We start from the raw sequence: 24,960 nt of genomic DNA on the forward strand, positions 1-24,960 counted from the left end.
AGCCCGTACGGCCCTTTCACGAGCCCGTCGGGGTCCCTGCGGCGACCCTGTCCTGTGCCGCGACCTCGTCGGGTGAGGCGGCCTTCGTCGGATCCCACTTGATCGCCAGGCAGGTGATCAGGCCGAGCAGCGGCACGACGGAGAGCACAAGGAAGGTGTCGGCGAGTCCCAGGGAGTCCTTGATCTGCGGGAACACGTACAGCCCGATGACACTGCCGAAGCTGCCGACCATCCCGGTGACACCCGTGCCGAGCGCACGGACGTCGCTGCTGTACGAGAGCGCGGCGATGGACTTGCCGTTGGCGCCGGGGCCCGCGGAGTGGCAGAGGATGAACAGCACCGGCAGCAGGAACGCCACGGCCGTGGGCACTCTCTCGAAGGTCACTCCCATCGCGATCAGCGCCACGAAGACCCCGGCGAAACCGGCGGCGGAGCTGAGCCGCAGTCCCAGGCGGCGGCCGAAGTAGGCCGAGAGGAGTCCGCCCGCGATGCCGAAGGCGTTGAAGACCATCGAGCCGATCGTGGCCTTCTCGAAGCTCTCGCCGAAGATCGTCAGGCTGATCAGCGGGAGGTACCAGCCGACCGCGAAGTACTGCATCGACTGCCCGAGCGAGATGACCGAGGAGAGCACCGTGCGCGGCAGATACTCGCCCTTGAAGAGCAGTCCGGCCTGACGGAAACCGATGGCGGGTGCCTCGGTGGCGGCGCGGGTCGCCTCGTCGGGTTTCCCGGCGACGGCCTTGAGGCCGTAGATCCTGTCCAGGTTGACGACGGCCTCGTCGAGGCGCCCCTTGCTCGCCAGCCAGGCAGGGCTCTCCCGCAGCATCAGCCACTGACCGATCAGCAGCGCGAGGGCGACGATCGCGGCGGAGCCGACCGACCAGCGCCAGATGTCCGAGCCGACGTCCAGGTTGAAGAAGAGCAGGGCGAGCGCGAGGTTGCTGGTGGTCGCGACGTACCAGACGGCCTGCCACAGGTTGAGGCGCCCGCCCAGCTTGGCGGGCGTGTACTCGGCGAGCAGGGCCATGGCGACGGCGAAGTCGATCCCGTACGCGACACCCACCAGGACCCGGCCGAGCCAGACGACGGTGAAATCACCGGCGAAGGCGGCGAGCAGGGCGCCCGCGATGGCGAACACCTTGGCGATGAGCAGCGGGGGAACACGGCCGAACCGGGTGGCGAGCCAGCCGCCGACCGGATTGAAGATGATCGCCAGGGCCGGAGCGGTGGCCGTGAGGATGGAGACCTGGGTGCTGGTGAGCTCCATCTGGGCCGTCATCGGCCCGAGACCCGCGCTCAGCGCGGCGTTCGAGTAGGCGTCGAGAAACAGCCCGCCGAACACGAGGAACCAGATGACCTGCGCCCGGCCGGTGATCTTGCCCAGCCCATCGATGAGCGCAACGACGTCGGCGACGCCTTTGACGCTCGGACGTTGTGCCATGAATCCGCCTTTTGAGGAGGACCCATCGGTGGCACGGGGAGCACGGAAACAGGCATGACGAGACCACCGACAGGTGGTCTATGTCTGTGCCTGTCAAAACACTGCGGAAAGCGCCGCAGCACGTGAACCACAAGGTGCTAACTACATGCAGAGGTTAAGAACGTGTGTGGAGAAACGTCAAGGGTTTCCGGCAGGTGACTCGCATGTGACATGGCGGGGCGCCCGTGCCGAGCCGTTCGGGCCTTCGCCGCCCGGTCCGGGGCCTTGTCATTCCGCGGCCCGCTGGATAGCACTGTCCGTGCGGGTGATCAACGGGTCCCGACGGAGGGTGGAGCGACGTATGAGCCACACGCAGCACACGGATGTGAGTCGGCGCCGCGTCCTGGGAGGAGCTGCCGGGCTTGCCGCTGTCGCGGCAGGTCTGCCCGCGGGCGCCGCGAGCGCGGCACCGCGGCAGTCGCCACCCGACGCGGCCCGCCGGCACAGACACGCGGCGCGCGTGACGATCACCCGCGACGACTGGGGCGTGCCGCACGTGCGGGGCGAGAGCGACGCCGACGCCGTCTTCGGGATGATGTACGCCCAGGCCGAGGACGACTTCGACCGGATCGAACGCAACTACCTGGTCGCCCTCGGACGGCTCTCCGAGGCGGAGGGCGAGAGCGCGATCTGGCAGGACCTGCGCCAGCGGCTGTTCCTGGACCCCGCATCCCTGAAGAAGACCTACGCCAAGTCCCCCGGCTGGCTGCGCGCGTTGATGCGCGCCTGGGCCGACGGGCTGAACCACTACCTCGCGACCCATCCCGAGGTGCGTCCGCGAGTGATCCGGCGGTTCGAGCCGTGGATGCCGCTGAGCTTCTCGGAGGGCAGCATCGGCGGCGACATCGAATCGGTGCCGCTCAGCCAGCTCGAAGCCTTCTACGGCAAGCGCACGGTGCCGATGACCGACGCGGAACGGGGGCTGCTGATACGCGAACCCACGGGGTCCAACGGCATGGCGATCGCGCCGAGCCGCACCAGGGACGGCCGTGCGCTGCTGCTGATCAACCCGCACACCAGCTTCTTCTTCCGGTCCGAGCAGCACGTCACCAGCGACGAAGGACTCAACGCCTACGGCGCCGCCACCTGGGGCCAGTTCTTCATCTACCAGGGCTTCAACGCGGACACCGGCTGGATGCACACGACGAGCGGCGTCGACAACGTCGACGAATTCGCCGAGCGGATCGTGACCCGGGCGGACGGCAGCCGCCACTACCGCTACGGCGACGTGCTGCGCCCCGTGACGACGAAGAAGATCACGTTGTCCTGTCGCACCGCCGACGGCGGGCAGGAGGAGCGCGGCTTCACCACCTTCGCCACGCACCACGGCCCGATCGTTCGCGAGGCGGACGGCAAGTGGATCGCGTGCGCGCTGATGAACAAGCCCCTCGACGCCCTCAAGCAGAGCTTCCTGCGCACCAAGACGCGGGACTACGCGGGCTACCGCCGGGTCGCGAACCTCAAGGCCAACAGCTCGAACAACACGCTCTTCGCGGACTCGAAGGGCGAGATCGCCTTCCTGATGCCGCAGTTCATGCCGGTGCGCGACGACAGCTTCGACTACCGCAGGCCCGTCGACGGCAGCGATCCGGCGACCGACTGGCGCGGCCTGCACAGCCTCGACAGCATGCCGCAGGCGGTGAACCCGAGGAACGGCTGGGCGTTCAACACGAACAACTGGCCCTGGACCGCCGCGGGAGCGGACAGCCCCGACGCGGACGACTACCCGCGCTACTTCGACCGGGTCGGGGAGAACCCGCGCGGACCGCAGGCGGTTCGGGTCCTCTCCGCGCGCGACGACTTCACCCCGCGACGCCTGATCGCGGCCGCCTTCGATCCCTACCTCACCGCCTTCGCACGCCTGGTGCCGGGGCTCGTCGCCGCGTGGGAGCGGCTGCCCGCGGGCAGCGGGCAGAAGGAACGTCTTGCCGGTCCCGTCGCCCTGCTGCGCGACTGGAACCGCCGCTGGGCCGAGCGGTCCACCGCCACGTCCCTTGCCGTGTTCTGGGGTGAGGAGCTGTGGGCGCTGACCGTCGAGGCGGCCACGGAATCGGGCATGTCGGTGTGGGACTACATGGCGGAGCGCGCCTCCAACACGCAGCGCCTCGGGGCGCTCCAAAAAGCGGTGGAGCGGCTGGAGCAGGACTTCGGCGGCTGGCGGGTGCCGTGGGGCGACATCAACCGCTACCAGCGCAACGACGGCTCGATCGTCCAGGAGTTCAGCGACGCGAAGCCGAGCATCCCCGTGCCCTTCACCTCGGCGCGCTGGGGCTCGCTCGCTTCGTTCGGAGCGAAGCGCTACCCGGGGACCAAGCGCTTCTACGGCACCAGCGGCAACAGCTTCGTGGCGGTGGTGGAGTTCGGCCCGCGGCTGCGTGCCTGGGCGGTGACGGCGGGAGGCGGCAGCGGGCACCCCGAATCACCGCACTTCGACGATCAGGCGGAGCGCTACGCGCAAGGTGATCTGCGCCCCGTCTACTTCTACCCCGAGGACCTCGCGGGGCACGTCGAGCGGAGGTACCGGCCCGGCACGTGACCGGAGGCAGCGCCCGGGGCGGCCGGAGCCGCCCCGCGCGCCGAGCGGAGGTCAGCGCGCCGGGCGGCAGACGTGCAACCAGCCCTCGGGGTCGGCGAGTTCACCGTGGTGCAGGTCCACCAGGGCTCGGCGCAGGGCGAGGGAGACCGGGCCCGCGCCGCCGTCGCCGATGGTCCAGTCGCCGCCCACCGTGTCGCGCACGCCGACCACGGGGGTGACCACGGCCGCCGTACCGCAGGCGAAGACCTCGGAGACGGTGCCGTCCGCGCACTCGGCGCGCCACTGGTCGAGGGAGACGCGTTCGGTGCGCGGCAGATAGCCGAGGCGCTCCGCGAGCTTCAGGACGGTGTCCCGGGTGACGCCGGGCAGGAGGGTGCCGGTGAGTTCGGGAGTGACCACCTCGGCCCCGGGCCCGCTGCCCCGGACGAGGAACATGTTCATCCCGCCCATCTCCTCGATGTAGCGGTGCTCCTCGGCGTCGAGCCAGATCGCCTGCTGGCAGCCCGCCGCCTCGGCCTGACGCTGCGCCAGGAAGGTGGGCGCGTAATTGCCCGCGATCTTGACGTCACCGGTGCCGCCGGGGAAGGCCCGCGCGTGCTCGTGGCTGATCCAGACGTTGACCGTCTCCACGTCGTCGCCGAAGAAGCCACCGGCGACGAAGGCCATCAGAGCGAAGCGGTACGTACGCGAGGGCCGCAGCATCAGCGACACGTCGGTGGCGAACATCAGCGGGCGCAGATAGATGCTGTGGGCCGGATCGTCCGAGAGGCTGTCCTGGTCCAGGCCGAGCAGGAGGCCGATGGCGTCGACGAACGCCTGCTCGGGCAGCTCCGGCATGGCGAGGCGGCGGGTGGAGCGCTGGAAGCGCCGCGCGTGGTCCCGGGGGCGGAAGGCGGCCACGGATCCGTCGGTGCGGCGGTGGGCCTTGAGCCCCTCGAACGCGACCTGGCCGTAGTGCAGTCCGATCATGCCGGGGTGGACGGAGAAGTCCTCCAGGGGCGCGACCTCGGGCCGCGTCCAGCCGCCGGTCTCCGACCAGTCCATGAGGATCATGTGGTCGGTGAACGCCTCACCGTGTCCGGGGTCGGCCACGGCCTTGGTGCGGCTCGGCTCGGTGACAGAGGTCATGGGTGAGCTCCTTCAGGCGAGGGGGGCGAAGAAGTAGGTGTCCCGGCGGGTGAACAGGCCGTCGTGGCCGAAGCCGAAGTAGTCGGCGAACTCCAGGTCGACGGGGCTGCCGTCGTGCAGCACGCCGTGGAACTCCCCGAAGACGGCCACGTCTGCACCGCTCTCCACGACCCGCTCGATGACGTGACCGCCCTCGCGGATCGTCCGTTCCTTCGTGTAGAAGTGCAGCAGTCCCGCCGGGCCGATCCGGGGGCCGTAGCCGGGGCGCCGGTAGACGGCGTCGGGTGCGAAGAGCGCGGCCATGGCCGGGGCGTCGCCCGCGTCGACCAGGGCGTAGAACCTCATCACCTGGCGGGTGCGGGACGCTCGCGTCGCCGTTTCTGGGGTCATTGCGGCTGCCTCCTGGGGGTGGGGGTGGTGGACTGCGTACGCCACCGCACCAGGTCACCGGTGCGGTACATGCGTTCGCCCGGGGCGCCGAACGGGCAGGCCACGAACCGCGCCGCGGTCAGTCCCGGCTGGCCCGTGTAGCCGTGGGCGAGGCCGATCCCCGCCATGTAGAGCTCGCCGACGACGCCGGGGGCGACGGGGTGCAGCCGGTCGTCGAGGACGTACAGGCGTTTGCCCGGGACGGCGCCGCCGACCGGGATGGTGCCGTGGGCGCCGTCCGCCGCGGTGATGCGGTGCGTGACCGTGAAGATCATGCTCTCCGCGGGGGAGTAGCCGTTGACCAGGCGGAGTCCTGGGAAGTCGCGGGTGAGGCGCATGACGTGCGGGACGGACGCGGCCTCGCCGCCCGTCATCACCTGCCGCAGCCCGGTGAAGACCCGCGGGTACTCGTCGATCAGGAGGTTCAGCAGGCTCGCGGACACGTGCATCGTGTCGACGCCGTGCCGGGCCACCAGGTCGACGATGGCGTCGGCCTCCGGGCGCTGCCCCGGCTGCAGCACACAGACGGCCCCGGACATCAGCGGTCCGAACAGCTCGAGGGCGAACGCGTCCCAGGAGACCGGCGCGCACTGCAGCCAGACGCGGCCCGCGCCGAAGTCGACGTACCGCTGCCCGATCAGGGTGCCCACCACCGAGCGGTGCGGCGAGACGATGCCCTTGGGCAGGCCCGTGGAGCCGGACGTGAACATCACGCAGGCCGGGTCCTCGGGGCCCGCGACGCGCCCCAGGCCTTCGGGGGAGTGCTCGGCGACGGCGGCCGCCTCCCGGTCCAGGTCGATCTCGGTGTGTCCCGACCCGAGCCGCCCCGCCAGCTCACCGGAGGTGATGACGCAGGAGGCGCCGGTGCGGCCGAGGATGCCGGTGACGCGTTCCTCGGGGAGGTCGGGGTCGAGCATGGTGTACACGCCACCGGCCTTGAGCGTCGCGAGGACCGCGACGACGAGTTCCACACCGCGCGGCAGATGGACCGCGACCACGCTGCCGCGGACGACGCCCCGGTCCACCAGGTGCCGCGCAAGCCGGTTGGCGCGGGCGTCCAGTTCCGCGTACGACACCCGCTGCTCCTCGAAGAGGAGGGCCGGTGCGTCCGGGGTGGCCGCCGCCCGGCGCTCGACGTGCTCATGGACGCAGGTCTCACTGTCGGGCGTGTGGCCGGGGTGCTCGTTCCACCGGTCGAGGAGGGTCCCGCGCTCGTGTTCCGAGAGGACCGCCAACTCCCCGACGGGTACGTCAGGTTGGGCGAGCGCCGCGTCCAGGAGCCGGAGGAGGCGCTCGGCCATCCGCTCCACCACCGCGCGGTCCAGGACGTCCGTCGCGTACTTCAGGAGCACGCGGATCCCGGCGGGTCGCCCCTCCCCGTCGTGGCGCTCGGCGAACTCCACGGTGAGGTCGTGCCCCGCGCCGTCCCGGCCGTGCGGGACGGCGTCCACGACACCGTCCGAGACCCAGACCTCCGCGTCGAGGCCGGTGAACCGCACCCCGGGCGCGCCGGGGGCCCGCACCAGCATGACCTGGAAGAGGGCGGCGTCGGCGGTGTCCGGGAGTGCCCCTTCGGCGGCGAGCCCCGCGACCACGTGGTCGAAGGGGAGGTCGGCGTGGTCGTGTGCCTCCTGTCCCGTCGTACGGGCCCGGTTCACCAGCTCCCGGAAACAGGGGTTCCCCGACACGTCGGTGCGCAGTACGACGGTGTCGGCGAAGCGCCCCACCAGATCGGGCACGCTCGTGAGCGTCCCCAGCGGAATGTCCGTGCCCGCGCCGAGCCGGGTCAGCAGGGCCGCGAGAGCGGCCTGCAGCAGGGTGAACACCGTGGTCCGCTGCTCCCGCGCGAACGTCAGGAGGCGCTCGTGCAGGGCCCGTTCGAGGTCCGCGGGCACCACGTCGTACCGAAGTGGGTGCTCGGCGGGGGCGCGGCGCGGTCGGGCCTGCGGCAGCGTGGGCTGTCTCGGCAGGTCCTCCAACACCTTGTGCCAGTAGGCGAGTTGTCGGGCGGCGAGCCCGCTCGGCTCGTCGGACGCGCGGAGGCGCTCGCGCTCGCCCGCTATGTGTTCGGCGTACGGGAGAGGCGGCGACGACCAGGTGGGGGCGGTGGCCCGGCACCGGGCGTCGTACGCGGTCGCCAGGTCGCGCACCAACGGTGCCAGGGACCAGCCGTCGGCCGCGAGCGCGTGCACGGTGACGAGCAACAGGTGGTCATCGGCGGCGACTTCGAAGAGTTCGGCGCGCAGCGGGATCGCGTGACCGAGGTCGAAGGCTCGCCCGGCGGCGCGGGCCACGTCGGCGGCCAGCGCGTCGGGCGTGCTCGCGGCGACGGACCACGGCACGACCGCCTCGCGCACGTCGAGCACCCGCTGGCACGGCTGCCCCGCCCGCTCCGTGTAGACCGTGCGCAGCGCCTCGTGCCGCCCCACCACATCGCGCACCGCCTCGCGCAGGGCGCCGGTGTCCAGAGGGCCGCGCAACCGGACGCCGAGCGAGAGGTGGTGGGCGCCGTCCGGCCCGCCGGACCGCCGGAGCGGCCACAGCCGTGACTGTGCGAACGAAAGCGGAATCACCGGTCACTCGCCTCTCGGGTTCGCGGAATCCAGGAACGTGCGTTGCTTTCGTGGAACGGGCTTTTCCGGTGACACCGGCGACGGCCGAATGGTCAATTCCGGAGTGCGGGTTCCATGCGGGTTCCAGGGGAAGGAAAAGCCTCTGACAAACCGTAGTCTCGGGCGATCCGCATGGTCGGCAGGTCCACCGGCAGTTTCCGTGACACGGCGCGACGGAACGGCGAAGGACGGGCTTTGCCGCGGAAACTGCCCGGCACCTGCCCGGAGAACTGCCGGGCCGAACGCGTGCCCCTTTGTACGCTCGACGCGACCGAGCGGCCACAGCTCTCACGAGAGAGAAGGACAGAGCCCATGGCGAATCCCTTCGAAAACGAAGAGGGCCAGTATCTGGTCCTCGTCAACGACGAGGAGCAGCACTCCCTGTGGCCCGCCACGATCGAGGTGCCCGCGGGCTGGCGCACCGCGCACGGCGCGGACAGTCGCGCCGAGTGCCTCGCGTACATCGAGCGGACCTGGACCGACATGCGCCCCGCGGGCCTGCGTCGCGAGATGGACGAGGTGGCCTCGTAGCCATGAATGACCAGGTGCTGCAGGACGCGTCGGTCGTACGGCCGGAGCCCAAACCCGCCGCGGGGCACCGGCTCGTCTGCCTCGGCTTCTGCGGGGGAGGGACGGGGCCCTACCGGGACTGGCCCGGGCTGCTCGCCGACGACACCGAACTCGCCCTGGTCTGCTATCCGGGCCGCGAGGGCCGGTTCGCCGAGGAGTACGCCACCAGCTGGGACGAACTCGCCGCGGACGCCGTGGAGTCGGTGCTGCGGGCCGCGGGCGGGCTCCCGTACACGCTGTTCGGGCACAGCATGGGCGGCTGGATGGCCTTCGACGTCGCCGCCCGGCTCGAAGCGCGCGGCGAGCACGCCCCCGTACAGCTGATCGTCTCCTCCTGCAACGCCCCGGACCGGGGCGTCACCGAACGGGACCGCTTCCCCCGCATCGAGGACGCCGACGCCCGGCTCCTGGACTGGATGGGGGAGATCGGTCTGCTGCCGCCGTACGTGCTGGAGGACCCCGACCTCAGCGAGATGGCGATCGAGCTGATGCGCGCCGACATCGTCGTACGCGACTCCTACCGGCCCGCGCGGGGCGCCGCCGTCTCGCTGCCCGTGCAGGTCCTGTACGGCGAGGACGACGCGGTGATCGAACCCGCCGTCGCCGAGCAGTGGGCACGGGTGGCCCACGGCGAGCTGCGCGTGGACGCGCTGCCCGGCGGCCACTTCTACACGAAGCCGCTGTGGAAGGACCTGCCCGAGCACTTCGCGCCGCGAAAGGAACTCCGATGACGCTCCACTGGACCGAGGAGCCCGGCACACCGGCGACGACCGTGGTCGAGGACGTGACCACCCTCGACGAGGCACACGCCTGGGTGAGTGCGCACCACACCGAGCTGCGCGAGGCGCTCGGCCGGTACGGCGCGCTCTATGTGCGCGGTCTGCCGATCGCCGGTGCCGGGGACTTCGCGCGGCTGCGCGACGCGCTGTTCGCGCGGCGTGCCAAGTACCAGGAGAAGGCCACTCCCCGCAGTGACTTCGGCGACGACGTGTTCTCGTCCACGGACCTGCCGCCGTCGCAGTCCATCCGGATGCACAACGAGAACAGCTACACCCTCACCTTTCCCGGACTGCTCCTCTTCTGCTGCCTCGTCGCGCCGGAACAGGGCGGTGCCACGCCCGTCGCGGACGTACGACGGGTCCTCGCCGAGCTGCCGCCCGAGCTGGTGGAGCGGTTCCGCACGTACGGATGGGAGCTGACCCGCAACTACGCCGAACACATCTCGCTGGACTGGCGCACCGCCTTCGCTACCGAGTCCCGCGCGGACGTGGAGCGCTACTGCGGCGAGAACCGGATCAGCTGGGAGTGGGGCGCGGACGACACCCTGCGCACCCGTCAGCTGCGCGCGGCACTGATCCGGCACCCGCGCACCGGCGAGGAGGTGTGGTTCAACCACGTGGCCTTCTGGAGCGAGTGGGCCCTCGACCCCGACATCCGCGACGTCCTGGTCGGCGAGTTCGGCGCGGACGGACTGCCCTTCACCACGGCGCTCGGCGACGGGACGCGGCTGACCCCCGACGAGGTCGCCGTCCTCGACGCCGCGTACGAGCGCGCGACGGTGCGGCGGGCCTGGCGGCCCGGCGACCTGCTCCTGGTCGACAACGTCCTCGCCGCACACGGCCGCGACCCCTTCCGGGGTGACCGCAAGATCGTCGTCGCGATGGGCGAGCCGGTGGCGGTGGCGGACTGCGATCCGGTGGGGCCGAGGGGGGAGGCGGGGCGGGCGGCGGCCGTGAGCTGAGTCAGGCCGGGGGCCTGGCTGGTCTGAGCCTTGCCGGGTGGGACGGCTCCGGTCCGGGCCGAGTCGCCCGGTGCTGGTCCGGGCCCGGAGCCCGGCTTCTCCGGTCCGAGCCGGAGGTCTGGCCTCTGTGGCCCGTGCCGGAGGTCTGGCCTTTGTGGCCCGTGCCGAGCGGCCACGGCCTGTGCGGTTCGGGCCGAGTGGACCCGGCCCCCGTGGTCCGCGCCGATGGACCGGCCGCCACCCCTTTCCGTCCAGTCGTCTTCCGCTCATTCCGGACGTCCTGTTCAGACGAAGGAGCCTGTGATGCACGCGAGTTCCACCGGTCCGACCGAGGTCGCGCCCGCCGAGCGGGACCGGGCCGTCATCCAGGCCGACCCGCTGTCCCGCTTCCGGGCCGCGGTCACCGCGCACCCCGGTCGCACCGCCGTCGTCACCCCCACGGGGGAGCGCCTCACGTTCTCCCAACTCGACGCTCGGGCAAGGGCGTTGGCGGCCGCGCTGACCGGCGCGGGGGTGCGCCCCGGTGCCGTCGTCGGCGTCAGCCTGCGGCGCGGGCCCGCTCTCGTCGTCGCGCTGCTCGCCGTCTGGCGGGCGGGCGCGGCGTACGTCCCGCTCGATCCGGCGTACCCGGGGGAGCGGCTCGACCACATGGCGCGGGACGCGGGCGTCCCGGTGGTGGTCGCGGAGCCGGGCGGTCACACCTGGGCCGACGGCGTGCAGGTCCTGGCGCCCGACGCCACCGCGCTCTTCCCGACGCCGGAGGCCCGGGTGTCGCCCGGCACACCCGCGTACGTGATCTACACATCGGGCTCCACGGGCCGTCCCAAGGGCGTCACCGTGACCCGTGGCGGCGTCGCCCATCTGGTGAGTTCGCTGGAGCGCGGCGGCATCTGCCCGGACACCCCCGGACGGGTCGCGTGGAACGCCAGCGTGTCCTTCGACGCGTCCGTGCAGCAGTGGATCCGGGTGTGCCGGGGCGACACCCTCGTCCTCCTCGCGGACGAACTGCGCGCCGAACCCGACGCGCTGGCCGCCCACTTGGCCCGGCACGGCACCACCGACCTGGACGCGACCCCCTCCCACTGGATTGCGCTGCGCGACCAGGTGGTGGCGGCCGCGGAAACCCTGCCCGACCGTCCGCTGCGGCTGCTCCTGGGCGGCGAACCGGTGCCGCCCGCCATGTGGGCGGACCTGGCGGACCTCGCCGCACGCGGGGTCGTAAGCGCCGTGAACCTGTACGGACCCACCGAGTGCACCGTCGACTCCACGGCGGCGTGGGTCAGCGGGGACAGCGCCCACATCGGCGCGCCCCTGCCCGGCGTCGGCGCGCACGTGCTCGACGACGCCCTCGCGCCGAGCGCCGAGGGCGAGCTGTATCTGACCGGCGCCGGTCTCGCCCAGGGCTACTGGCGCCGCGCCGCACTGACCGCCGAACGCTTCGTCGCCTCGCCGTTCGGACCCGCGGGCAGCCGCATGTACCGCACCGGCGACCGGGTGCGGCGCAGGGCGGACGGGACGCTCCACTACCTCGGCCGCGCCGACCGGCAGGTGAAGGTGAACGGCTTCCGCGTCGAACCGGGCGAGATCGAGGCGGCCCTGACGGACCATCCGGACGTCGGCGCGGGCGTGGTCGCCGTACGCCAGGACGCCACGGGCGCGGCCCTCGCCGGATATGTGGTCGCGCGCGCTGGCGCCGACTTGGACCTGCCGGGGCTGCGCGCCTGGCTCGCGGCCAGGCTGCCCGCCCACCTGGTCCCCTCGCTGACCGCGCTCGCGGAACTGCCCTACGGCGTGGGAGGCAAGGTCGACCGCTCCGCGCTGCCCGCACCCGCGGCCGACGAGGGGACGAAGGACGGCGCGCTGCCCGAGGGCGAGTTCGAGGTGACGGTGGCCGAGGCGTGGCAGGAAGTCCTCGGCAGGGACCGGATCCTGGCCACGGACGACTTCTTCGCCATGGGCGGCCACTCCCTGATGGCGCTGCGCGTCGTGGCGAACCTCAAACGGCGCCTCGGCGTGGTCATTCCGACCAAATTGGTCTACCAGTACCCGGCACTGCGCGACCTGGCGCGCGAAGCGGCCCGCCTGAAGAACGCCTGAAGAACTCCTGAAGAGCGCCGGCAGAACGCCTGAGACGTTGAAGCAAAGCCACCGAATAGCCCCACCGTCCTTTCCGCATAAGCGCGTTGCCGCCCAAAGCTGCCGCTCTTAGCTGCCGCACGCGCCACGCGGAAGAGATTACCTTCAAGAGATACGAGAGCAGTCCGTCCGGAAGTCCTTGGGGAACCAACAGAACCGAATTCCCGGAGAAAAGAGGATCCCGACATGCAGCAGCCCCCAGCAGCTGAGATGCCCCGTCCCGAGCGCCTTCCCGACACCCCGCACAAACACCTCACCTCCGAGACGACCCGCGACGTGCTGCGAATTCAGCACAAGGTGCTCATGGCGATACGAAGGCACCTCGACGCGGAGGGATTCGTGGAGATCAGGGTGCCCATCATCGGGCCCGTGACCGACCCGGGGGCCCGCGGCGCCAAGCAGGTCGACATCGACTACTACGGCCGCCGGTACAAGCTCATGACCAGCGCGATCCTCTACAAGCAGGCATCGCTGCTCGCCTTCGACAAGATCTTCTGCATCGCGCCCAACGTCCGGCTCGAACCGCTGGAGACCGCGGGCACCAGCCGCCATCTCGCCGAGTTCAACCAGATCGACGTTGAGGCGGCCGGTTACTCCCGCGAGCAGATCATGCGGGTCGCGCAGGAGATCGTGGTCTGCGCCGTGCGCGAGGCCATCGAGTCCATGCCGAAGGAACTGGAGCGCCTCGGGCGCGACACCGACCTCTTCGGCGATCTGCTGCGGCGTCCCTTCGATCTGATCTCGCACGCCGACGCCGTCAGTGAGGTCGGCGGGGACCCGCACGCGGAGATCGACTGGGAGGGCGAGGCGCGCATCTCCAGGAAGGCCACCCGCCCCTTCTTCGTCACCGACTACCCCAAGGGATCGCGCGGGTTCTACGACCGCGAGAGCCGCGAACTGCCCGGCGTCCTGCGCAACTTCGACCTGCTGGCCCCGGAGGGCTACGGGGAGCTCGCCAGCGGCGGTGAGCGCGAATTCGAGTACGCCCGGATCGTGACGCGCATGCGTGAGACCGGCGAGAACGCGTCGAAGTACGCCTGGTACCTCGACATGGTCAGGGACGGGATCCCCGACAGTGCGGGCTTCGGCATCGGCCTCGAACGCCTCACCCGGTACATCACCGGTGTCGAGCACATCTGGGAGGCGTGCGCGTACCCCAAGCTCCCGGGCGTCTACTCCCCCTGATCCGTCCGCCGCCCCCTGAACCCCACCCCCTGACATGTGGAGCGAGGACGACATGAACTGGCTGCCCCTGACGTCGGTCGAGCTCGATGCCCCCGCACCGCTGGACCCAGACGGGCACGTTCGGCTCATCTCCTCACGACCGGCGCTCCACACGGAACCCGAAATCGCCTCCCCCGTCGGCGTCCTGGAGTTCCTGGGGCGCGCGGACGATCAGGTGAAGGTGCGGGGTTTCCGGGTGGAGCCGCGCGAGGTGGAGGCGGTGGTCGCGGGCTGTGCCGGGGTCGCCCAGTGTGTGGTGGTGGCCCGCGAGGACGAGGCGGGAGGGCCTCGCCTCGTCGCCTACGTGGTGGGTGCGTCGGTCGAGCCGGAACGGGTGCGCGCGTCCGTGGCCCGGGTGCTGCCCGACTACATGGTGCCCTCGGCCGTCGTCGCCCTGGACGCCCTGCCGCTGACGGCCAACGGCAAGCTCGACCGGGGCGCTCTGCCCGCCCCCGAGGCAGGCGGCGGAGCGGGGACCGGGCGTGGCCCGCGTACTCCCGAAGAGGAGGTCTTGTGCGGCCTGTTCGCCGACGTCCTCGGACTTCCCCGGGTCGGCGTGGACGACGACTTCTTCGCAGTGGGCGGGCATTCGCTGTCGGCGACCCGCCTCGTCTCCCGGGTGCGCTCGCGGATGGGCGTCGAGCTGAGCGTGCGCGATTTGTTCTCGGCCCCGTCGGTGGCGGGTCTCGCCGCCCGGCTGCGGGTCGACGAGGAGTCGTCACGCCCGGTGCTGCGTGCGGGGGAGCGGCCCGAGGTCGTGCCGCTGTCGTTCGCGCAGCACCGGCTCTGGTTCATGCGGGAGTGGGAGGAGGGCGGCGCCTCCTACAACATCCCCCTTGCCGTACGCCTGCGGGGCGCGGTCGACGCGGAGGCCCTGCGGCTCGCGCTCGGCGACGTCGCCTCCCGGCACGAGGTCCTGCGCACGCGCTATCCCGTGACGGACGGAGAGCCGCGGCAGGAGGTGGCCGACCACGCCGAGATCCCGCTCCTGATGTCCGACGTGACGTCCACCGTGGACGAAAGCGCCTTGTCGGCGCGCGTGGACGCCGCCGCCGATCACCGGTTCGACCTGGCGGCCGAGGGCCCGCTGCGGTGTGAGCTGCTCCGGATCACCGCCGACGAGCACGTCCTGTTGCTGGTGCTGCATCACATCGCGGGCGACGGCTGGTCGTTGGCGCCGCTGGCTCGGGACCTCTCGGTGGCGTACGCGGCACGCCGCGACGGGGTGAGTCCCAAGTGGTCCGAGCTCCCGGTGCAGTACGCGGACTACGCGCTCTGGCAGCGTGAGCTGCTCGGCGACGCGGTCGATCCGGCGAGCGTCCAGGCCCGTGAAGTGGCGTACTGGCGAAAGCAGTTGGCGGGCGTGCCAGCGGAAGTGGAGCTGCCCACGGACCGCCCGCGTCCGGCGGTCGCCTCCTACCAAGGCCGTTCGGTGACGGTCGAGGTGCCCGCCGCGCTGCACGCCGGTCTCGTCGGTCTGGGCCGCGAGTCGGGCGCGACGCTGTTCATGGTGGTGCAGGCGGCCCTGGCTGCGCTGTTCTCGCGGCTCGGCGGCGGCTCCGACATTCCCCTGGGCACGGCTGTGGCGGGACGCGCGGACGAGGCACTGGACGATCTCGTCGGCTTCTTCGTGAACACCCTCGTCCTGCGGACCGACGTCTCGGGCGACCCCACCTTCCGTGAACTGCTCGACCGGGTGCGCGCCACCGACCTCGACGCGTACGCCCATCAGGACCTGCCCTTCGAACGCGTCGTGGAAGCCCTCAACCCGGCCCGCTCCAGCGCCCGCCACCCCCTCTTCCAGCACATGCTCGTCCTCCAGGACAGCGCGGCACTGGACGTCACCTTCCCCGGCGTGACGTCGTCCGCCGTGCCGCTGGACCGCAGGTCGGCCAAGTTCGACCTGACGTTCTTCGTGGAGGAGACCTTCGACGAGGACACGGGCGGCACCGCGAACGGGCTGCGGTGCGACGTCGAGTACGCAACCGATCTCTACGACCGCACCACGGTGGAGACCCTGACCGGCCGTCTCCTGCGGCTCCTGGAGTCGGTCGTCGCGGACCCCGACCGCCCGGTCTCCCGCATCGGACTCCTCGAAGCCCACGAGGAACGGCGCGTCCTCGCGGAGTGGAGCGACGCCCACGCACCGCTCCCACGGGCCCGCGCCGTGCACGAGGTCTTCGAGGAGCAGGCACGCACGCACCCGCACAGGACCGCCCTGGTCCACGGCACCGCGCACGTCTCGTACGCCGAACTCAACGCCCGTGCCAACCGGATCGCCCGCCGCCTCGCCGACCTGGGCGTCGGCCGGGACCAGGTGGTGGGGATCTTCCTGGCCCGGGGAACCGACCTGGTGGCGTCGCTGCTCGCCGTGCTCAAGACGGGCGCCGCCTACACGCTCCTGGACCCCTCCTTCCCCCAGGAGCGGCTGCGCACGGTGGTGGACACGGTCAGGGCGCGGGTGATCGTCTCTGATGGCTCACTGCCCGAGCGCCTGGGCGCCGATGGCTCACTGCCCGAGCGCCTGAGCGCCGAAGGCTCACCGCCAGAGCGCCTCGCCACCGACGCTCGCCTGTTGCTCCTCGACGAGGAGGCCGAGACCGTCGCGGCGCACTCGGGAAGCGACCTGGACATCGCCTGCCCGCCCGGCACCCCCGCGTGCGTCATGTTCACCTCGGGCTCGACCGGCGTCCCCAAGGGCGTGGTGGCACCGCACCGCGCGGTGGCGTCGACCTTCCTCGGCCAGGACTACCTGGGCTTCCGCGCCGATGACGTCTACCTCCAGTCGTCGCCGGTGTCGTGGGACGCCTTCGCCCTGGAGGTCTTCGGCGCCCTCTTCCACGGCGGCCGCACGGTGCTGCCGAAGGAGCGCAAGACCGACATCGACGAACTCGCCGACCTGGCCGGGGAGCACGGCGTGACCGTCCTCCAGGTCTCGGCGACCCTGTTCAACCTCTTCGTCGACGAGCGGCCCGAGATCCTCTCCGGGCTGCGCACGGTGATGACCGCGGGCGAGGCGGCATCGGTGGAACACGTCGCCCGAGCGGGACAGCTGTTCCCCGGGCTGACCGTCGTCAACGGATACGGCCCCGTCGAGTCGATGGGCTTCACCACCAGCCACACCGTGCGGGACCTCGCCCCCGCCGCGACCTCCGTCCCCATCGGCGCCCCCTTGGCGGGCAAGCGCGCCTACCTCCTGGACGCGCGGCTCCAGCCGGTCCCGGTCGGCGTGCCGGGCGAACTGTATGTGGCAGGGGCGGGCCTCGCCGACGGCTATGCGCGCGGGCCCGCGCTCACCGCGGAGCGCTTCGTCGCCGACCCGTACGCCGTCGGGGAGCGCATGTACCGCACCGGGGACCGCGCCCGCTGGAACCGTGACGGTGTCCTGGAGTTCCTGGGGCGCGCGGACGACCAGGTGAAGGTGCGGGGTTTCCGGGTGGAGCCGCGCGAGGTGGAGGCGGTGGTCGCGGGGTGCGCCGGGGTCGCCCAGTGTGCGGTGGTGGCTCGCGCGGACGAGGCCGGGGGACGTCGCCTCGTCGCGTACGTGGTGGGGGCGGCCGATGCGTCGGTCGAGCCGGAACCGGTGCGCGCGTCCGTGGCCCGGGTGCTGCCCGACTACATGGTGCCCTCGGCCGTCGTGGTCCTGGACGCCCTGCCGCTGACGGCCAACGGCAAGCTCGACAGGCGCGCGCTCCCCGCCCCCGTACCCGTGGCGGGCGGTGCCGGGGAGGGAGGCCGTTCTCCGCGCACGCCACAAGAGGACGTGCTGTGCGGCCTGTTCGCCGAGGTGCTCGGAGTTCCCCGGGTCGGCGTCGACGACGACTTCTTCGCCCTGGGCGGTCATTCGCTGTCGGCGACCCGGCTCGTCTCCCGGGTGCGCTCGCGGATGGGCGCCGAGCTGAGCCTGCGCGATCTGTTCGCGGCGCCGACGGCGGCGGGTATCGCCGCACTGATCCGCGAGGGCGGCGACGCACGCCCGGCGCTGCGTGCGGGGGAGCGGCCCGAGGTCGTACCGCTGTCGTTCGCGCAGCACCGGCTCTGGTTCATGCGGGAGTGGGAGGAGGGTGGCGCCGCCTACAACATTCCCCTCGCCGTACGCCTGCGGGGCGCGATGGACGCGGCGGCCCTCCAGCTCGCGCTGGGTGACGTCGTCTCCCGGCACGAGACGCTGCGCACGAGCTTCCCTGTGACGGGCGGTGAGCCCCGGCAGGAGATCTCCGCGGATGCCGAAGTCCCGTTGCTGGTCACGGAGGTTGGCGCGGAGGAACTGTCGGAGCGGGTGGAGTCGGCGGCGGGCCACAGCTTCGACCTGGCGGCCGAACCGCCGTTGCGGTGTGAGCTGTTCAGGGTCTCTGGCGACGATCACGTGCTGTTGCTGGTGCTGCATCACATCGCGGGTGATGGCTGGTCGTTGGCGCCTTTGGCGCGGGACCTCTCGGTGGCGTACGCGGCACGCCGCGACGGGGCGAGTCCCAAGTGGGCCGCGCTGCCGGTGCAGTATGCGGATTACGCCCTGTGGCAGCGTGAGCTGCTCGGCGACGCGGCCGATCCGGACAGCGTCCAGGCCCGCGAACTGGCTTACTGGCGACAGCAGTTGGCGGGCGCTCCGGACGAACTGGAGATGCCGAAAGACCGGCAGCGTCCCGCAGTGGCGTCGTATCGCGGCCGCACGGCCTCGGTGGACGTGCCCGCCTCTGTGCATGCGGGGCTCGTTGGTCTTGGGCGTGAGTCGGGTGCGACGTTGTTCATGGTGTTGCAGGCGGCGTTGGCGGCGTTGTTCTCGCGGTTGGGTGCGGGTTCGGACATTCCGCTGGGGACGGCGGTGGCCGGGCGTACCGATGACGCGCTCGACGACTTGGTCGGGTTCTTCGTGAACACGCTGGTTCTGCGGACCGATGTGTCGGGTGATCCGACCTTCCGTGAGCTGCTCGACCGGGTGCGTGTCACCGACCTCGATGCGTACGCCCATCAGGATCTGCCCTTCGAACGCGTCGTGGAAGTGCTCAACCCGGATCGGTCGACGGCCCGCAACCCGCTCTTCCAGCACATGCTCGTCCTCCAGAACAACGACGTCGCCACCTTCGAGTTCACCGGCACGCGCGCGGAGCCGCACCCCCTCAAGCACCGCGCCGCCAAGTTCGACCTCACCGTCAGCGTGGTGGAGACGCCCGGTGCCGATGACGGGCGGACGGGCCTGCGCGCCGAGTTCGAGTACGCGGTCGACCTCTACGACCACGAGACCGTCGAGGTCCTTGCCCGGCGCTTCCGCCGCGTTCTGGAGGCGGTCGTCGCCGAACCCGACGCCCCGGTCGGCAATGTGGAGCTCCTCGACGGCGAGGAACGCCGCCGGATCCTCGCCGAGTGGGGCACCGCCCTGCCCGCCGACCTATGGCAGCGGCTCGCCGCCTCGTCCACCGGTCCGGAGTGCGAACACACCGCGTACGTCCTGGACGCCGGGCTCATGCTCGTGCCCGCGGGCGTCACCGGTGACGTGTACCTCGCGGCCGCACCGACCGCCCCCGGCGACGATGACCGGCTCGTCGACAGCCCCTTCACCCCCGACGGCCGGATGTACCGGACGGGGCATCGGGCCCGCTGGCGGCACGACGGCACGCTCGAACTGGCCGAGGCCCCGGACCCCGCACCCCGTGCGAAAGCGGCTCCCCGCCCTGTCGCGGCCGAACCGTCCGGCCCGCGCGCTCCGCGCACCCCTCAGGAAGAAGTGCTGTGCGGGCTCTTCGCGGAGGTCCTCGGCGTGCCGTGCGTCGGCATGGACGACAACTTCTTCCTGCTCGGCGGCTATTCGCTGATCGCGACCCGGCTCATCAGCCGCATCCGCACGGTGCTCGGCGTCGAGGTGGGCATCCGCCGACTGTTCTCGGCGCCGACCCCGGCGGGCATTGCCGCGCTGCTCCGGGACGCGGACGAGGCGCGTCCCGTGCTGCGTGCGGGGGAGCGGCCCGACGTGGTGCCGCTGTCGTTCGCGCAGTACCGCTTGTGGTTCATGCGGGAGTGGGAGGAGGGCGGTGCCTCCTACAACATTCCGCTTGCCGTGCGGCTGCGGGGCGCGATCGATGCGGCGGCCCTCCGCCTCGCGCTCGGGGACGTCGTCTCCCGGCACGAGACGCTGCGCACGCGCTACCCCGCGAAGGGCGGTGCACCACGGCAGGAGATCGCCGACGATGCCGAGGTCCCGCTGCTGGTCACGGAGGTGGACGCGGAGGCGCTGTCGGAGCGGGTGGAGTCGGCGGCGGGCCACAGCTTCGACCTGGCGGCCGAACCGCCGTTGCGGTGTGACCTGTTCCGGGTGTCCGAGGACGATCACGTGCTGTTGGTGGTGCTGCATCACATCGCGGGTGACGGGTGGTCGTTGGTGCCGCTGGCTCGGGACCTTTCGGTCGCGTACGCGGCACGCCTGGCCGGGACGGCTCCGGAGCGGGCCGAACTGCCCGTGCAGTACGCCGACTACGCCCTGTGGCAGCGGGAGCTGCTCGGCGACGCGGCCGATCCGGCGAGCCTCGGCGCTCGCCAATTGACGTACTGGCGGGCGCAGTTGGCTGGCCTGCCCGCCGAGCTGGAGCTGCCGGTCGATCACCCTCGTCCGGCGGTCGCCTCCTACCGGGGCCGGACCGTATCCGTCACCGTGCCCGCCTCTGTGCACGCGGGGCTCGTTGGTCTTGGGCGTGAGTCGGGTGCGACGTTGTTCATGGTGTTGCAGGCGGCGTTGACGACGTTGTTCTCGCGGTTGGGTGCGGGTTCGGACATTCCGCTGGGGACGGCGGTGGCCGGGCGTACCGATGACGCGCTCGACGATCTGGTCGGGTTCTTCGTGAACACGCTGGTTCTGCGGACCGATGTGTCGGGTGATCCGACCTTCCGTGAGCTGCTCGACCGGGTGCGTGTCACCGATCTCGACGCGTACGCCCATCAGGACCTGCCCTTCGAACGCGTCGTGGAAGCCCTGAACCCGGCCCGCTCCACCTCCCGCAACCCGCTCTTCCAGCACATGCTGATGTTGCGCGGCCAGAGCGCGGGAACCTCCTTCGACCTCCCCGGAATCCAGGCGTCGGAGTTCCCGGTGGTCGCCCACATCGCCGAGTTCGACACGTTCTTCGCCGCGCACGAGTGCTTCGACGACGACGGCGAACCGGCCGGTCTGCGCTGGGACATCGAGTACGCCACCGACCTGTTCGACCACGCGACCGTCGAGACCATGGCCGTCCGGCTCGTCAACCTCCTCACCGGCGTGGCCGAACGGCCCGACGAGCCGCTCGGCCGGATGGAACTGCTCGACCCCGAGGAACACCGCCGCATCCTCACCGAGTGGAGCGGACACGCCTCCGTGCTCGCCGACGAACGGCCCGTGCACGAACTGTTCGAGGAGCAGGCGCGGCTCAAGCCGGACGCCACCGCGCTCGTCCTCGGCAGTCGGCGGCTGACCTTCGGCGAGCTCAACTCCCGGGCGAACTCACTCGCCTGGGAGCTGGTCCGGCGCTGGATCGGGCCCGAGGACCGGGTCACCGTACTCCTCGAACGCTCGGTCTCGTCCGTGGTCGCGCTGCTCGCGGTGCTCAAGGCGGGAGCCACCTACGTCCCCGTCGACACCGGACATCCGTCGGACCGCATCGCGTACATCCTCGACGACGCGGAGTCCCGGCTGACCCTGACGAGCATGGCAGCCCTCGCCACCCTGGACGGCCTCGACCCGGGGCCCGTACTGCTCCTCGACCACCTGGAGGACGGCGCGGAGACCGGCTCCGACGACAGGGAGAACGGGCCGGGATGTTCCGTGTTGTCGCAGGACCCCACCGACGCCGAGCGGGTCACGCCGCTGCGCCCGGCCCACCCGGCGTACGTCCTCTACACCTCGGGCTCCACGGGGCGCCCCAAGGGCGTCGTGGTGGAACACCGCAACCTCACCAACATGTGCCACGCCCACCGCGAGGAGCTCTTCACCGAGCACCTGCTGGCCACCGGCCGCGACACCGCGCGGATCGCGTTCACCGCGCCGCTGTCCTTCGACGCCTCCTGGGTGTGGGTCGTCGCGATGTGCCTGGGCCACGAGCTGCATCCGCTCACCGAGGCCGACCGGCGCGACCCGGCCGCCGTGGTGCGCTACATCGGGCGGCACGGCGTGGACCTCCTGGACACCACACCGACGTACGGCCTGGAGATGCTGGAGCACGGTCTGCTCTCGACGCCGCGACTGACCCCGCGCACGATCACCCTGGGCGGCGAGGCCATCCCCGAACCCCTGTGGCGGCGGCTGCTCGAAGAGGAGGGCACCACCGGCTACAACTGCTACGGGCCCACCGAGTGCACGGTCGAGACGCTCACCGCGCCGCTGGAGGGATCGCCGACGCCCGTGCTCGGCCGCCCCATGAGCAACATGTGGGTGTACGTCCTGGACGCGGCGCTGCGGCCGGTACCGCCCGGGGTCACCGGGGAGCTGTACATCGCGGGACGCGGCCTCGCCCGCGGCTACTCCGGGCGCGCCGCGCTCACCGCGGAACGCTTCGTGGCCTCGCCCTTCGGCCCCACCGGGGCGCGCATGTACCGCTCGGGAGACCTCGCCCGCTGGCGCTCCGACGGGAGCCTCGAATTCTGCGGGCGCGCCGACGACCAGGTGAAACTCCGCGGCTTCCGCATCGAACTCGGCGAGATCGAGGCGGTCCTGAGCGGCCACCCGGGGATCGCGCACACCGCGGTGGTGGTCCGCGAGGACCGGCCGGGCGACCAGCGTCTGGTCGCCTACGTGGTCGCGGCCGGTGGCCGGGACGGCACCGACCCCGACGCGCTGCGCCGCTTCCTCTCCGAGTCACTGCCCGCGTACATGGTCCCCGCAGCCTTCGTGCCGCTGGACGCCCTGCCCGTCACCGGCAACGGCAAGCTGGACCGGCGGGCGCTGCCCGTGCCCGAGTACGGCGGCGCCGGCAGGCGCCCGGACACCGAGCTCGAACAGCGGCTGAGCGGCCTGTTCGCCGAGGCGCTCGACGTGCCCGACGTCGGCGTGGACGACAGCTTCTTCCATCTGGGCGGCCACTCGTTCCTGGTCACGCGGCTGGTGAGCCGGATCCACACGGAGTGCGCGGCGCATGCCGGTCTGGCCGGTCTCACGCTGCAGGACTTCTTCCAGACGCCGACCGTGGCGGGTCTCGCCGCGCGGGCGGACGGCGGCGGCACGCGGCCCGGCTCCGGCGTGCTGCTGCCGCTGAGCACCACGGGCAGTCTCCCGCCGCTCTTCTGCGTCCACCCCGTGACCGGTCTGAGCTGGTGCTACGGCGGCCTGGCCGGTGAGTTGACGGACCGGCCCGTGTACGGGCTCCAGGCGCGGCGCCCCGGCGAGGGCGAGGCGGCGAGCGTCTGGGAGGAGGAGCGGCCCGCCGACCTCGGCGCGCTCGTGGACGACTACCTCGCGCATCTACGCGGCGTGCAGCCGCACGGTCCCTACCACCTGCTCGGCTGGTCACTCGGCGGGAACATCGCGCACGCGATGGCCTGCCGCCTGCGCGGACAGGGCGAGCGGGTGGCACTCCTCGCGCTCCTCGACTCCTACCCGATGGACGCCTCCTCCCCGATGGACGCCTCCACCTCGACGGACACCTCCACCCCGATGGACGCCGACGGCTCCGCGCCCGCGTTCGACCCGGGCGAGATCGCGGGCTTCCTGCGCAGGGAAGGCGGCGAGTGGCCGGAACAGGAACCCGCCTTCGTCGCCTCGCTCACCACCGCGGCCGCGCACACGGTCCGGCTCGTCGAGGAGGCCGAGACCGCCACGTACCCCGGGGACGTCCTGCACTTCACGGCGGCCCTGGGGCGGGACGGCACCTCGCCGCTGCCCGAGGACTGGCGCGCGTACGTCGCGGGAGACATCGCGTCCCACTCCCTGGCCTGCGAGCACCTGGACATGACACGGCCCGCGCCGCTGAAGGACATCGCGGCCGTCCTGGCCCGCGCGCTCGCCGGGAGCCCCACGCACCCGTGACCCTGCCCGCCCCCATCACCCCGCACGCACCCGAGGCTCAAGGAAGGAAGTCCGGCGCCATGGCCGAAGAGAACATCCTGCACTACGAGTTGTCCCCCGCCGAGGCACGTCAGTTAAGGGACGAGAGCGCCCGCCTCGCCGCCACCCTGCCCGACGCGACGGACCCGACGGGCTACGACCGCAACCCGTTCGCCGACGCCGGGCTCCCGGACGGCCTGCGCAAGGCCCTGGAGCGGTTCCGCCGCACCGAGGACCACGTGGGGTTCCTCGTCCACGGCTTCCCCGTGGACGACGCGGCGGTCGGCGCGACCCCCGAGCACTGGGAGCGCACCGACCCGAGCGGATCCACCCGGGAGCCCGACCACTTCCTCGCCATGTGCTCGACGGCGCTCGGCGACCCCTACAACTGGCTGACCCTGCAGCTCGGCCGCATGGTCCAGGACGTGCTGCCCATCCGCGGCGACGAGGACCGGCCCACCGGACACGGCAGCGAGGCGCTCCTCGAACTCCACACCGAGGACTGCTTCCACCCCGACCGCTGCGACTACCTGCTGCTCCTCGGCATGCGCAACGACGAACACGTGCCGACCGCCCTCTCCTCGGTCCGTGACGTGAAGCTCAGCGACGAGGACCTCGACGCGCTGCTGCGCCCCGACTTCTACAACCTCCCCGACGACGAGCACGTCCGGCAGCTGCGCACCCGCTTCCCCGACCACCCGGCGCTCGCCAGGGCCGAGGAGATGGAGCGCAATCCCGAGGCGGTGCCCGTGCTGTTCGGCGACCGCGAGCGCCCCTACGTCCGCGTGGACCAGACCTTCACGCGGTGCGTGGCCGACCGTCCCGGCGCCCAGCGCGCCTTCGACAACCTCATCGCCGAGCTGGAGCGCGTGCAGCAGGCCGTGGTCATCGACCAGGGCACCCTGCTGATCATCGACAACTACCTCGCCGTGCACGGCCGCAAGCCGTTCCGGCCCAAGTACGACGGCAGGGACCGCTGGCTGAAGCGGATGATCGTCAGCCGCGATCTGCGCAAGGCCAGCGCGAGCATCCTCCCGGACAGCCGCCGGGTCCTGTTCTGAGCTTCCGGCATCCGTGAAAACCACTCTGATCACGAGGAGT

The 24,960-nt window shown here is 71.7% G+C and carries 12 protein-coding genes; 8 read left to right on the forward strand and 4 right to left on the reverse strand.

Going from position 1 to position 24,960, the window contains the following annotated elements:
• Window positions 1–16 precede the first annotated feature (16 nt).
• On the reverse strand, window positions 17–1,441 hold the full coding sequence (locus CP970_RS40175; protein ID WP_055555354.1) for an MFS transporter: 1,425 nt from the start codon (window positions 1,439–1,441) through the stop codon (window positions 17–19).
• 340 nt (window positions 1,442–1,781) lie between these two features.
• On the opposite strand from CP970_RS40175, the gene CP970_RS40180 reads away from it, so the two are divergent.
• Complete coding sequence (locus tag CP970_RS40180; protein WP_079043990.1) at window positions 1,782–4,016, forward strand: penicillin acylase family protein; 2,235 nt, start codon at window positions 1,782–1,784, stop codon at window positions 4,014–4,016.
• Window positions 4,017–4,067: 51 nt separating this feature from the next.
• Here the strand turns inward: CP970_RS40180 and CP970_RS40185 are convergent, their stop codons facing one another.
• Genes CP970_RS40185 through CP970_RS40195 form a run of 3 tightly spaced genes read right to left on the reverse strand, consistent with a single transcriptional unit; the run spans window position 4,068 to window position 8,146 of the window.
• Window positions 4,068–5,144: a branched-chain amino acid aminotransferase gene (locus tag CP970_RS40185; protein ID WP_055555357.1), complete on the reverse strand. Its 1,077-nt coding sequence runs from the start codon at window positions 5,142–5,144 to the stop codon at window positions 4,068–4,070.
• 12 nt (window positions 5,145–5,156) lie between these two features.
• A complete protein-coding gene (locus CP970_RS40190; protein ID WP_055555359.1) occupies window positions 5,157–5,534 on the reverse strand; it encodes a nuclear transport factor 2 family protein in 378 nt (125 codons plus the stop codon).
• On the reverse strand, window positions 5,531–8,146 hold the full coding sequence (locus CP970_RS40195) for a non-ribosomal peptide synthetase (protein ID WP_055555361.1): 2,616 nt from the start codon (window positions 8,144–8,146) through the stop codon (window positions 5,531–5,533). Before CP970_RS40195 ends, CP970_RS40190 begins: the two co-directional genes overlap by 4 nt.
• 351 nt (window positions 8,147–8,497) lie before the next feature.
• Here CP970_RS40195 and CP970_RS40200 point away from each other — a divergent pair, with 351 nt between their 5' ends.
• From CP970_RS40200 to gntD, 7 genes are all read left to right on the forward strand, one after another.
• Window positions 8,498–8,716: an MbtH family protein gene (locus tag CP970_RS40200; RefSeq protein ID WP_055555363.1), complete on the forward strand. Its 219-nt coding sequence runs from the start codon at window positions 8,498–8,500 to the stop codon at window positions 8,714–8,716.
• A gap of 2 nt (window positions 8,717–8,718) precedes the next feature.
• Window positions 8,719–9,486: a thioesterase II family protein gene (locus tag CP970_RS40205; RefSeq protein WP_055555366.1), complete on the forward strand. Its 768-nt coding sequence runs from the start codon at window positions 8,719–8,721 to the stop codon at window positions 9,484–9,486.
• Entirely contained in the window at window positions 9,483–10,496 is a 1,014-nt protein-coding gene (locus CP970_RS40210) for a TauD/TfdA family dioxygenase (RefSeq protein ID WP_150494589.1), read from the forward strand. Before CP970_RS40205 ends, CP970_RS40210 begins: the two co-directional genes overlap by 4 nt.
• A gap of 303 nt (window positions 10,497–10,799) precedes the next feature.
• Window positions 10,800–12,593 (forward strand): non-ribosomal peptide synthetase, encoded by a 1,794-nt coding sequence (locus CP970_RS40215; protein ID WP_150494591.1) that lies wholly within the window; start codon window positions 10,800–10,802, stop codon window positions 12,591–12,593.
• A gap of 225 nt (window positions 12,594–12,818) precedes the next feature.
• On the forward strand, window positions 12,819–13,817 hold the full coding sequence (locus CP970_RS40220) for an asparagine synthetase A (RefSeq protein WP_079043240.1): 999 nt from the start codon (window positions 12,819–12,821) through the stop codon (window positions 13,815–13,817).
• 52 nt (window positions 13,818–13,869) lie between these two features.
• Window positions 13,870–23,841 (forward strand): amino acid adenylation domain-containing protein, encoded by a 9,972-nt coding sequence (locus tag CP970_RS40225; RefSeq protein WP_191095011.1) that lies wholly within the window; start codon window positions 13,870–13,872, stop codon window positions 23,839–23,841.
• 59 nt (window positions 23,842–23,900) lie between these two features.
• Window positions 23,901–24,920 carry a guanitoxin biosynthesis L-enduracididine beta-hydroxylase GntD gene (gntD, locus tag CP970_RS40230; RefSeq protein ID WP_055544489.1) on the forward strand — a complete coding sequence of 340 codons (1,020 nt, stop codon included), beginning with the start codon at window positions 23,901–23,903 and terminating at the stop codon, window positions 24,918–24,920.
• Window positions 24,921–24,960 lie beyond the last annotated feature (40 nt).

Source organism: Streptomyces kanamyceticus, assembly GCF_008704495.1.
GTDB classification, from domain to species: Bacteria; Actinomycetota; Actinomycetes; order Streptomycetales; family Streptomycetaceae; genus Streptomyces; species Streptomyces kanamyceticus.